Origin of the sequence: Vibrio minamisatsumaniensis (genome assembly GCF_050337445.1) — a bacterium.
GTDB lineage: Bacteria > Pseudomonadota > Gammaproteobacteria > Enterobacterales > Vibrionaceae > Vibrio > Vibrio artabrorum.
In genome coordinates, this window is sequence record NZ_JAKJSY010000012.1 from 73,285 (window position 1) to 84,880 (window position 11,596).

Sequence of the window (11,596 nt, forward strand, 5' to 3'; positions counted from 1 at the left end):
AAAAAGATTATCAGTGTCTTTTTCAAACTACCTAAACGGCAGGAGCTTCCATAACTGAAGATGAACCATCTTTTGCCAATTGCGCTAAGTCTTTATCAATAAAGAACAGTGCTTTACCGTCTTCACCAACAAGCTCTAGCTTATCCAATACGCCTTTAAACAGCTTCTCTTCTTCATGCTGCTCCGCAACATACCACTGAAGAAAATTAAAGGTTGAGTAATCTTGTGTGCTGAAAGCAACGTGAGCCAGTTTGTTGATCTTTTCAGTGATCATCTGCTCATGTTCATAGGTTTCACGAAACACTGCGCCAAGGCTTTCAAATTCATGTTTTGGTGCTTCAATCGCACCCAGAATTGGCATTGCTCCGGTTTCACTTACATAAGTAAAAAGACGTTGCATGTGTTCCATTTCTTCTACTGCATGAACACGCAGAAACTGTGCTGCACCTTCAAATCCTTTATCTTCACACCAAGCACTCATTTGTAAGTATAGATTGGATGAGAAAAATTCTAGATTAATTTGATCATTCAGTTGCTCTACCATAGTTTTTGACAGCATTTAAGACTCCTAATTACATCCCTAATTTTCTTTACTATACCACTATTTAATGGATATCTCGCAGGCCATTAGTTAACCAATATGTCGGACAGGCAGTACGCAAGACCGTGGATATGAGATCACTTCAGCAAAAAAAGACCTCACATGGTGCTAATCTTTAATCAGGCAATGATTAAGGAGATAGCAATATGAGTTACAAACATATTTTGGTCGCAGTCGATTTATCAGATGACAGCAAATTACTTGTGGATAAAGCAGTAGCCTTGGCTAAGCCATTGGAAGCCCAAGTCTCTTTTATCCATATCGATATTAACTACGCAGAGCTCTACACTGGCCTGATTGATATCAACATGGCCGAAACCCAGCACAACGCAATGGAAGCCTCTCGTATTCAGCTGCAAAATTTTGCGGAGCACGCTCAATACCCGATCACTCATACTCTCGTGGGCAGTGGTGATTTAAGTCATGAACTGTGTGACACCATCAATGAGTTCAATGTGGATTTGGTCGTCTGCGGTCACCATCAAGATTTTTGGAGCAAACTGCTCTCTTCAACACGACAACTGATCAACGCGTCTCCGGTTGATATGTTGGTCGTACCTCTAAGAGATTCAGAAGACTAATGATTTAAGGTTAGGTAACATACCGCTCATATCTTATTAACGAAGTGTTACTATGAGCTATTTAGCTGGTGTTACCCTCCTATGGGCCTTCTCCTTTAGCCTGATCGGCGTTTACCTTGCGGGTCAGGTTGATTCTTGGTTCTCTGTATTAATGCGTGTTGCCCTTGCTGGCGTCGTATTTCTTCCTTTCCTAAAATTCCGAGGCATATCTCGTAAGCTGATCGCTAAACTGATGGCAATTGGTGGTATCCAGCTTGGCCTGATGTACTGCTTCTACTATCAATCTTTCTTGCTGCTATCCGTTCCTGAAGTTCTACTCTTTACCGTTTTCACGCCGATTTATGTCACGCTGATTTATGACTTTCTCAAAGGGCAATTCTCTCCGTGGTACTTAGTCACTGCGGCTATTGCGGTTTTGGGCGCGGTATTCATTAAGTTTGCCGGCATCAACGATAACTTTTTAGTCGGCTTCCTCGTTGTACAGGGGGCAAACCTGTGCTTTGCTATCGGTCAGGTGGGCTATAAAGTGGTGATGGAAAAAGAGTCGACAGAGTTGCCGCAACGAACGGTATTTGGTTACTTCTACTTAGGGGCGCTCTGTGTCGCTTCGGTTGCTTTTATGCTGCTCGGCAATCCAGAGAAACTCCCCACCACCACGCTTCAATGGGGAATCCTGATCTACCTTGGCTTGATAGCCTCGGGGCTGGGTTACTTTATGTGGAATAAAGGCGCATGCATGGTGAATGCCGGCGCACTGGCCGTAATGAACAACGCCTTAGTTCCCGCAGGCCTTGTGGTGAATATCCTGATTTGGAATAGAGATGTCGACTTGGTTCGTCTCGCCATTGGGGGGAGTGTTATTTTGCTGTCCTTATTCGTCAATGAGACGTGGGTGAAAAAGCGTGTTGCAAAGGCCGCTAACCGAGCCTAATTGATTAAGATGTCGATGATCTTAAAGTCTAAAAAAGCAAAAGAGCGACCGTAGGTCGCTCTTTTTTTTACACTGAACGCCACTCATCATGATTAATGAAGATGGTTCACGACTTGGGATTGGGGTTCGATATATAGAGCGCTCGCGAGCTGTACGTTGAGGTGTTCAAGCTCACTTTCCAATTCCTGGCTTTTCTTAAACAGCTTTTGCTGTTTCTTAATCATCTTCGCGAGCTTTTTATTGTACTTCTCTTGTTTCTTAACGGCTTTCTTCGCTCGTTTAAGTTCCGCTTTCTCATCGCTATTCACATCAATCACAGGCGTATCTAACGGAGTATTTTTCAGCGATAGCTTATTGATCTTTAGCGCTTCGCTAAGAGTCTTTTCAGAAACGGACAAGGTTTCAGAAAATGGTCCGCACGCGAGTTGTTCTTCGTCGGGTTTCACCTGACCATCAAGAGGAGGAATTGCGATGGGCTTGCATAGATTGACTTCATTTGCCGATGAACGAGCACAAGATTGGCACACAAACTTAGGTTGGGTAACCAAACGGTGGATCTCTCCTAGGTGTTCGGTGATATCTCGACGATTTAACTTACACAAGCGTTTAGCCATGCTACAACTCCAGATAAGAATAGTAATAATTCTTAGTTAGATATACATCCGTAACGTAACTATCGCAAGTATAAATGACAATTTATCGTACTCATGACGGGATATTTTTTGATATTGTTAAGTCATCGATGCTTTGACATAAACATCAAAACGGTTCTTTTTAGTTTCAATCGCCATGCTCGGTTGTCGCTCATTTAACCACGCCGCGTAGTCGGGTCTTTTCACTACAACTCGTTTTGATGCGAGCGTAAGAGCGGGCTGTAACAGCGCATCGGCATCCAGGTCAGCACCAACCAAAGATTGAAATACGCGCATCTCTTTTTTAACCAAAGCCGATTTTTTTTTGTTCTCAGGATGTGGGTACATTGGATCTAAGTACACAACGTCTGGCTGTTCGAAGTTCGGGTCGTTACTGAGCTTGTCTAATGCATCATGGCTGGAAGCGTGAATCAACGTCATACGTTCACTTACCCAACCACCGATATCAGGGTCTTGTTGCGCTCGCTGTAAGCCATCATCTAGCAGTGCAGCCACAACTGGATGACGCTCGACCATTTGCACCTTACACCCTAAAGAAGCCAACACAAACGCGTCACGACCTAAGCCGGCGGTGCCATCAAGAATAGTTGGTATTGCGCCTTTGTTTAAGCCTGCCGCTTTGGCAATCGCTTGACCTTTGCCCCCACCAAACTTACGCCGATGACCAACCGCGCCTCCTACTAAATCAACAAAGATAGCGCCAAGCTTAGGTTCATCAACTTTACGCAACTCAAGTCGCTCGTTTGTCAGTACTAAGGCAAACTCGCTGCTTTCATCATGGGATAAATTCCAACGGGTCGCTAAGTCATTTAAATGATCGATTTGGGTAGCATCTTCGCAAATCAGTTGTAGTTGCAAGGTCGTCTCCAACAGACAGTAATATTCAAAACAAAGGAGGCAATCAGTTTACCTGATTGCCTCAACAATACATATTAACGGAGAAAAGTATTCACAAGAAAGCAAAACGCTCAACCATTGATAGAGCGAACCATCACATGGGCCAAATCATTGACCATAATATCACGCACAAACCGAGCTTCTCTCTTCACGAGGTCAGTTGGGCGTTTCTTTGAGCAAACAAGCGATACTGTAAGTCTTCGTCATCTTGATGATGGAGGTAATAACGATTGCGCCCCTCCTTTTTGGCAGTATGGCAAGCAGTATCGGCCTGAGCATGAACCATCTGAGGTGAAGCGGCTGTATGATCAATCAATCGAATACCAATAGAACAGGTCAGGTTGAGGCAAAGGTCCCCCCACAAAAATGAATGTTCACTCATACTAGAGAGAATATTGCAGCAAACATTGATCGCATCTTGCTCGGAACAATCCCTAATTAACACCGCAAACTCATCGCCCCCCATACGCGCCAATACGGTATTGCCCGGCAGCACATCCTCTAACAGTTTTGCACTAAACAAAATCGCTGCATCACCCGCTTCATGGCCGGCACTATCGTTCAACACCTTAAATTTGTCTAAATCCAAAAACAACATCGCGTGCGTGCGCATATGGCTTTCGACTTCTTTCAATGCCTTTTTCAGCTCTTGTTCAAAGTGGTTGCGGTTAAAGGTATCGGTCAATGAGTCGTGACGTGCTTGGTGCTCTAATTGTTCAGAAAGCTCATAGGCCTCAGTGATATCTTCCCCCACAATCAACAACTGGTCAGACTCAATCAATGGACGAATGTTTTCACGAATCCAAATGGTACTGCCATCAGCATGACGATACTCGATATCACGACGCCACACACCACGAATCTTATGCTGTGGTTGCAACAAGAGATAACGTGGAAGCATCGCATTTTCATCAGCATAGAATTCTCTAGGGCGATGACCCAACAGCTTCTCTAACGGGTAACCCAAAAGCTCTTCAGCAAACTGATTCACTTGCTGAATGCGACTATTGCCATCGAGTGTAATCATCATTACTGGCTGTTTTTCGTAATACAGTTTGAGGTTTGCTTCGCGTTGGAACAACTTATTCTCGGCGAGCTTACGCGAGGTCACATCACGTGCTTCAAATAGAAACTGAATGTCTTCTTCACTGCCCGGCATCGGCTTCAATGAAATATCTAGCACCATTGCACCACAATCACGAGACCACACCTCAGCTTCAAATCGTAAAGCTGAGTGAGCACTTTTTACGATGAAATATTCGGTGAGTATGTCGCGCGCAGAATCTTCCCAGTGTTGATGTTGTTGGAGAGGTGTACCTAATTTGTAGCCCTGATTATAAAGCAGTTCATGCAATTTCCGGTTACTCGACAACAACACCCCCTCCTTGTCGAGGATGCCGATAAATTGCAAACTCTGATCGAATATCGATTCAAGAAGCCGTTGACTCTGACGACTGGCTTTTTCACTTTTCTGAAGACGATTCAAATAGTAAACCAAGGCAGCGATAACACATAACATTGTGACAAACAGCAAGCCTATGGTTCGTATTTCATCATGATAACGCATCATGAATGGCTGTGGCTTATTGAGGAAAGTGACGGAGGCTTCATTATCTTCCCCCAGATCCCAGCGCAAAATTTGTTGGTAATCAAGCGTAACCCTTGAGGTTCCCGAGGTGACAGAGGGAAGTACTCCTGTCGGATTATCCAGCACCTTTAGCAACATTCGCCCAGCATCTCGACCTTGGCTTTCACCACTTTGAATCACACCACCAATCGCACCAAACCCAAGCCCCAAATCATGAACGATATACAATGGCATTTGCGCTTTGATGTTCAATTGACGCCAGTCTTCATCAGTACTCGCGCGACCATGAGCATCGCGGTAATACGCACAAAACAATAAGCTTTCCCCAGGCTCTGCATGCTGAGAAAATGCGATTAACTCTTGATAGGAATCAGGAACGTAATGCTCGACAAGACCGGAAAAGCTCGGATGGGTTTGAATAAATCGATCAATTTGGGCGCGAATCGTCTGTCCCGTTAGCGAATGGTCGGTCACCACATACACTTTTTTCACCGTCGATTGAAGGCGCTTAATAAGATCGACATTACCCGCCAAATCAATGTCTTCAGTAATACCGGTCGCGTTTAGGCCTTCTATCATCTCTGATGAATAATTGTTTATACCACCAAAAATAACTGGCGTGCCTTTCAGTTCTGGCGCGAGGCGCTTCATTAGATTCAGCGCGTTGTTATCACTGACCACTATGGCAGAAAACGATTCATGGGCCAGCTTAGTGCGGTAAAGTTGATAAAGACGTTCTAGGTACTCTGCACTTTGAAAGCGTTTACTATCAAGGTAAACAACCCGATAAGACAAACCAGCACCATCGAGTTCTGCTGATAATCCTTTATGGAAATCATGCGTCCAAAAAAAACTTTGATGGTAAGAGTGAACAACCAACACATCTTTTGTCTGTGCGGAAGCAAAAAGGCTCCAACACATCAAAATTAATAACAACGAAAATCGCACGAAAATCACCCTAACACTATAGTTGCTGCTAATATTATCACCCTTGGCTATCATGTGTACTCTAACCGGTATAATTTCGTTCTATCTAAAGGATCCTGCATGTCCACACCCCCAGCTCGCCTCGATGACCTAGACCGCGCTATTTTAAAAACCTTAATGGCAGACGCACGTACGCCCTATGCTGAAATGGCTAAGCAATTCGACGTGAGCCCCGCGACGATTCATGTTCGAATTGAGAAAATGAGATCGGCAGACATTATTGAGCGCACTGAAGTCGTCGTAAACACCAAGAAATTAGGTTATGACGTATGCTGCTTTATTGGCATCAACCTCAATGCAGCCAAAGATTACCACTCAGCGATCGCTAAACTGAATGCGTTAGATGAAGTAGTAGAGGCGTATTACACCACTGGTGCTTACAATATCTTTGTAAAGCTGATGTGTAAGTCGATAGAAGAGCTGCAATTTGTATTGATCGATAAACTGCAAGCGATCGATGAAGTTCAGTCGACAGAAACCCTGATTTCACTGCAGAACCCGATCAACCGCAATGTGAATCCATAACATTGATTCGCCTTGCTTGGCATAACATAACGCACAGACAAAAAAAGAGCCTCTAACCAGAGGCTCTTTTCGCAATTATCTCGCAATTATCTCGCAATAAACGAGATAGTTACCGTGATTATGCGTTGATTCCCGCGTGGCGCAGCATTGCGTCGATTTGTGGCTCACGACCACGGAAGCGTTTGAACAGCTCCATTGGCTCTTCACTGCCACCCATTTCAAGGATGTTATTCAAGAAACGATTACCGGTTTCAGTGTTGAAGATACCCTCTTCTTCAAATGCTGAGAACGCATCTGCCGATAGCACTTCTGCCCACAGGTAGCTGTAGTAGCCGGCGCTGTAGCCACCAGCAAAGATGTGACCAAAGCTGTGTGAGAAACGGTTCCAATCTAGGCTTGGCAATACCGATACCTTAGACTTAACATCCGCTAGCGTTTCTAATACGCGAGCACCGACTTCTGGATCGTACTCTGTGTGTAGTGTGAAATCGAACAAACCAAGCTCTAGTTGACGCAGGATAAACATCGCAGATTGGAAGTTCTTCGCCGCCAGCATCTTCTCTAGCATCTCTTTGGGTAACGCTTCACCCGTTTCGAAGTGACCAGAGATGAACGACAGCGCTTCTTCTTCCCAACACCAGTTCTCTAGGAACTGACTTGGCAATTCAACCGCATCCCAAGGCACGCCATTAATACCCGCAACTGCGCCCGCTTCTACTTGCGTCAGCATGTGGTGGATACCGTGGCCGAATTCGTGGAATAAGGTCACCACTTCATCGTGAGTAAACAGTGCAGGCTTATCACCAATAGGCTTATTGAAGTTACACGTTAGATAAGCAACTGGCGTTTGTAGCTCGCCAGATTGTGTAATGCGACGACCACGACAGTCATCCATCCAAGCGCCACCACGTTTGTGTTCACGTGCGTATAGATCTAGGTAGAAGCTACCTCGCAGTGTTCCAGTCGCATCAAAGATATCAAAGAAGCGCACTGACTCATGCCAAGTGTCTACACCTTCACGCTCAGTTACCGACATACCAAACACGCGGTTCAGCACCTCAAACAGACCTGAAACCACATTAGATTCAGGGAAGTAAGGGCGAAGCTCTTCATCAGAGATCTCGAACAGCTTCTGTTTTTGTTTCTCGCTGTAGTAAGCGATGTCCCAAAGATTCAATTCAGAAACACCAAACTCTTTCTCAGCAAACTGACGTAGCTCTTCTACTTCGCGCTCACCTTGCGGTTTGGCTTTTACTGCTAGGTCGTTAAGGAAACCAAGTACTTGGTCTGGCGTTTCTGCCATCTTAGTCGACAAAGATTTTTCGCTGTAAGTGCTAAAGCCAAGCATGCGTGCGATCTCGTGGCGCAGCTTAAGTTGCTCGGTGATGATCTCAGTGTTGTCCCACTTACCTGCGTTTGGACCGCGATCAGAAGCACGCGTTACGTACGCTTCGTACAGCTCTTTACGTAGCTCTTGGTTATCACAGTAAGTCATCACAGGTAGGTATGATGGGATATCCAGAGTCAATAGGTAACCTTGTTGCTCTTTAGACTCAGCCGCCGCTTGTGCTGCCGCCAGTGCGGATTCAGGCATACCTGCCAGTTCAGCGACATCTGTGATCTGCTTGCTCCAACCCATGGTTGCATCAAGCACGTTATTTGAGAATTGAGAACCTAGCTCCGACTGACGCTTGCTGATCTCGCCGTAGCGGTGCTGTTCGTCTGCAGGTAAGCCAATCCCCGACAATTCGAAGTCACGCAAAGCGTCAGTGATGGTTTTTTGTTGAGCTCGGTTCAGTGCAGAAAATGCTTCACTCGCCTTGATCGCTTTATACGCTTCGAACAAGCCTTTGTGTTGACCCACCCAAGTGCCGTATTCAGATAGCACAGGCAGGCAGCTCTCATATGCTTCACGCAGTTCGTCACTGTTCACGACAGAGTTCATATGGCTTACCGGTGACCAAATACGACTTAAACGATCATCCACTTCTTCAATTGGAGCCACCAGGTTGCCCCAACTTGGTGAAGTATTACCTTCAAGTACTTGTTCTATCTTGTTGCGACACGCTTCAATCACTTGCTCAACTGCTGGCTTTACGTGCTCTGGCTTGATCTGTGAAAACGGAGGTAAGTCCGTGAAGGTTAATAGCGGATTAGACATATAAACATTCCTTTGGCTTTAGAGACTTTCGTCTTTTTTGTAATGAGGTCGTCTTACAGTCATCAGGCTAAAGTTCGCCCTAAAAAATCACCTGCGAATAGTTATTAAATAGTGCCCAACAAGGCAAATTTCAATAGTAGAACCAATAACTAACTGCATATTGCTAGCGACTGTTCCTGAATTGTTCGAGAATTTATGGTCCATTGAGGGTTATAATAGTTAGATTAACCCCACCTACACTAACCACACTCTAATTCGAGAGTGTTACGAGAGTTTAATTTGTTAAGTTATCGCCACAGCTTCCACGCAGGTAACCATGCCGACGTAGTAAAGCATATCGTACAGAGCCTTATTCTTAATTCTTTGAAACAGAAAGATAAGCCTTTTGTTTATCATGACACTCACTCTGGTGTAGGTCGTTACGACTTAACGCATGAATGGTCTGAAAAAACTGGCGAATACAAACAAGGTATTGCACGCGTCTGGGCACAAACAGAACTTCCTGAAGACATTCAAAGCTACCTTGAGTCTATTTCCATTCTAAATAATGGCGAGAAACTGCGTTACTACCCGGGTTCTCCACGTGTTGCACGTGCACACCTACGTGACCAAGACCGCATGGTACTGACTGAGCTTCACCCAGCCGATCACCCGCTGCTTGAACAAGAGTTCCACCGTGATCGTCAGGTATCTATCTACAAAGAAGATGGTTTTAAGCGCTTAAAGGGCAGCCTGCCACCAAAAGAACGTCGTGGTTTAGTACTGATCGACCCACCTTACGAGTTGGCAAAAGAGTATCGTGATGTGGTGACTGCAATCGCTCAAAGCCACAAGCGCTGGGCAACCGGTATCTACGCAATTTGGTACCCGGTAGTCAATCGCTGTGATATCGAAGATATGATCGAAGGTCTCGAAGGCTTAGGCATCAACAAGATTCTACAAATCGAACTTGGCGTATCACCAGACACCAACGAGCGTGGTATGACAGCATCAGGCATGATCGTGATTAACCCGCCCTGGAAGCTAGAAAGCCAAATGAAAGAGATTCTTCCATTCTTGAAGGAAGCAATTGCGCCGGCGACCGGTCACTTCAAAGTAGAGTGGATCGTACCCGAGTAATCTCGAGCTTAACGTCATGCTCTGACGAATATTCAGCAGATTGTGACCTACACGAATAAATTTTAAACAGGGAGATTGAGTTCAACCGATCTGCCCTCAATATAATAATTAGACAATTTAAGAATCTATAGGACGTAGGTGTTCAGTGCGCTCACTGTACCCACAGCCTTCAATAAATGGAGAAAGTAATGGCGACTCATTTTGATTACATCTGTATCGGCGGCGGCAGCGGCGGCATCGCATCAGCAAACCGCGCAGCAATGCACGGTGCAAAGGTTGCGCTTATCGAAGCTCAAGACCTTGGTGGTACTTGTGTAAACGTTGGTTGTGTTCCTAAAAAGGTAATGTGGCACGGCGCTCAAGTTGCTGAAGCGATCAACCTATACTCTGAAGATTACGGCTTCGACGTTGAGGTAAAAGGCTTCAACTGGAGCAAACTGGTTGAAAATCGCCAAGCGTACATTGGCCGTATCCACCAATCTTACGATCGCGTTTTGGGTAACAACAAAGTAAACGTAATCAAAGGCTTTGCTAAGTTTGTCGATGAGAAGACTGTTGAAGTTAACGGTGAGCACTACACTGCGAATCACATTCTGATCGCTGTGGGTGGTCGTCCAACCATTCCAAACATCCCAGGCGCAGAGCACGGTATCGACTCAAACGGTTTCTTCGACCTGATGGAACAACCTAAACGTGTTGCTGTTATCGGCGCAGGCTACATCGCAGTTGAGATCGCAGGCGTGCTAAGCGCACTTGGCACAGAAACACACCTGTTCTGTCGTAAAGAGTCACCACTACGTAGCTTCGACCCAATGATCATCGAGACATTGGTTGAAGTAATGGAAGCGGAAGGTCCAACACTGCACACGCACTCTGTTCCTAAAGAAGTAGTGAAAGAAGCAGACGGCACACTGACTCTACACCTAGAGAACGGCAACACTCAAAATGTTGATCACCTAATTTGGGCGATTGGTCGCCACCCAGCCACGGACGCGATTAACCTAGCCTCCACTGGCGTTGCAACGAACGACCGTGGCTACATCAAAGTAGACGAATTCCAAGCAACCAACGTTCCTGGCATCTACTGTGTTGGCGACATCATGGAAGGCGGTATCGAGCTAACGCCTGTTGCTGTTAAAGCAGGTCGTCAGCTTTCTGAGCGTCTATTCAACGGTAAAACCAACGCGAAAATGGACTATAAGCTAGTACCTACTGTTGTATTCAGCCACCCACCTATTGGCACAATTGGTCTAACGACTCAAGAAGCTGAAGAGCAATACGGCAAAGACAACATCAAGGTATACACGTCGGGTTTCACGGCTATGTACACAGCAGTAACCAAGCATCGTCAACCTTGTAAGATGAAGCTAGTATGTGCTGGCGAAGAAGAGACAGTCGTTGGTCTACACGGCATCGGTTTCACTGTTGATGAAATGATTCAAGGCTTCGGCGTTGCAATGAAGATGGGCGCAACCAAAGCAGATTTCGACTCTGTTGTGGCGATTCACCCAACAGGCAGCGAAGAGTTTGTTACTATGACGGGTTAGTGTAGG

9 protein-coding genes and 1 pseudogene are annotated in these 11,596 nt (G+C 45.5%); 5 read left to right on the forward strand and 5 right to left on the reverse strand.

Going from position 1 to position 11,596, the window contains the following annotated elements; translation table 11 throughout:
• Window positions 1-31 precede the first annotated feature (31 nt).
• Window positions 32-559, reverse strand: a complete 528-nt coding sequence (gene ftnA, locus L4B77_RS03160; RefSeq protein WP_261838537.1) for a non-heme ferritin — start codon at window positions 557-559, stop codon at window positions 32-34.
• Window positions 560-747: 188 nt separating this feature from the next.
• Here ftnA and uspA point away from each other — a divergent pair, with 188 nt between their 5' ends.
• Both uspA and L4B77_RS03170 read left to right on the forward strand, forming a co-directional pair.
• Window positions 748-1,182, forward strand: coding sequence for a universal stress protein UspA (uspA, locus tag L4B77_RS03165; RefSeq protein WP_429748420.1), 435 nt, complete (start codon window positions 748-750; stop codon window positions 1,180-1,182).
• A 52-nt stretch (window positions 1,183-1,234) separates the two neighbouring features.
• Window positions 1,235-2,113: a carboxylate/amino acid/amine transporter gene (locus tag L4B77_RS03170; protein WP_429748422.1), complete on the forward strand. Its 879-nt coding sequence runs from the start codon at window positions 1,235-1,237 to the stop codon at window positions 2,111-2,113.
• A gap of 92 nt (window positions 2,114-2,205) precedes the next feature.
• Here the strand turns inward: L4B77_RS03170 and L4B77_RS03175 are convergent, their stop codons facing one another.
• From L4B77_RS03175 to L4B77_RS03185, 3 genes and pseudogenes are all read right to left on the reverse strand, one after another.
• Window positions 2,206-2,727 carry a hypothetical protein gene (locus L4B77_RS03175; RefSeq protein WP_429748424.1) on the reverse strand — a complete coding sequence of 174 codons (522 nt, stop codon included), beginning with the start codon at window positions 2,725-2,727 and terminating at the stop codon, window positions 2,206-2,208.
• Between the two features lie 117 nt (window positions 2,728-2,844).
• Window positions 2,845-3,624 carry a class I SAM-dependent methyltransferase gene (locus L4B77_RS03180; RefSeq protein WP_261838533.1) on the reverse strand — a complete coding sequence of 260 codons (780 nt, stop codon included), beginning with the start codon at window positions 3,622-3,624 and terminating at the stop codon, window positions 2,845-2,847.
• Between the two features lie 223 nt (window positions 3,625-3,847).
• Window positions 3,848-6,172: pseudogene (locus L4B77_RS03185) on the reverse strand (diguanylate cyclase); the annotation flags it as partial.
• 126 nt (window positions 6,173-6,298) lie between these two features.
• On the opposite strand from L4B77_RS03185, the gene asnC reads away from it, so the two are divergent.
• Window positions 6,299-6,763 (forward strand): transcriptional regulator AsnC, encoded by a 465-nt coding sequence (gene asnC / locus L4B77_RS03190; protein WP_261838532.1) that lies wholly within the window; start codon window positions 6,299-6,301, stop codon window positions 6,761-6,763.
• Window positions 6,764-6,881: 118 nt separating this feature from the next.
• On the opposite strand, the gene prlC is transcribed toward asnC, so the two are convergent.
• A complete protein-coding gene (gene prlC / locus L4B77_RS03195) occupies window positions 6,882-8,924 on the reverse strand; it encodes an oligopeptidase A (protein ID WP_429748427.1) in 2,043 nt (680 codons plus the stop codon).
• A gap of 279 nt (window positions 8,925-9,203) precedes the next feature.
• Here prlC and L4B77_RS03200 point away from each other — a divergent pair, with 279 nt between their 5' ends.
• Window positions 9,204-10,043: a 23S rRNA (adenine(2030)-N(6))-methyltransferase RlmJ gene (locus tag L4B77_RS03200; RefSeq protein ID WP_261838530.1), complete on the forward strand. Its 840-nt coding sequence runs from the start codon at window positions 9,204-9,206 to the stop codon at window positions 10,041-10,043.
• Window positions 10,044-10,231: 188 nt separating this feature from the next.
• Entirely contained in the window at window positions 10,232-11,590 is a 1,359-nt protein-coding gene (gorA, locus tag L4B77_RS03205; protein WP_429748429.1) for a glutathione-disulfide reductase, read from the forward strand.
• Window positions 11,591-11,596 lie beyond the last annotated feature (6 nt).

What these genes read in the sequence shown, in the direction of transcription:
- ftnA (WP_261838537.1), bottom strand. Translation starts at nt 559, where the DNA reads ATGCTGTCAAAAACTATGGTAGAGCAACTGAATGATCAAATTAATCTA.
- uspA (WP_429748420.1), top strand. Translation starts at nt 748, where the DNA reads ATGAGTTACAAACATATTTTGGTCGCAGTCGATTTATCAGATGACAGC.
- L4B77_RS03170 (WP_429748422.1), top strand. Translation starts at nt 1,235, where the DNA reads ATGAGCTATTTAGCTGGTGTTACCCTCCTATGGGCCTTCTCCTTTAGC.
- L4B77_RS03175 (WP_429748424.1), bottom strand. Translation starts at nt 2,727, where the DNA reads ATGGCTAAACGCTTGTGTAAGTTAAATCGTCGAGATATCACCGAACAC.
- asnC (WP_261838532.1), top strand. Translation starts at nt 6,299, where the DNA reads ATGTCCACACCCCCAGCTCGCCTCGATGACCTAGACCGCGCTATTTTA.
- prlC (WP_429748427.1), bottom strand. Translation starts at nt 8,924, where the DNA reads ATGTCTAATCCGCTATTAACCTTCACGGACTTACCTCCGTTTTCACAG.
- gorA (WP_429748429.1), top strand. Translation starts at nt 10,232, where the DNA reads ATGGCGACTCATTTTGATTACATCTGTATCGGCGGCGGCAGCGGCGGC.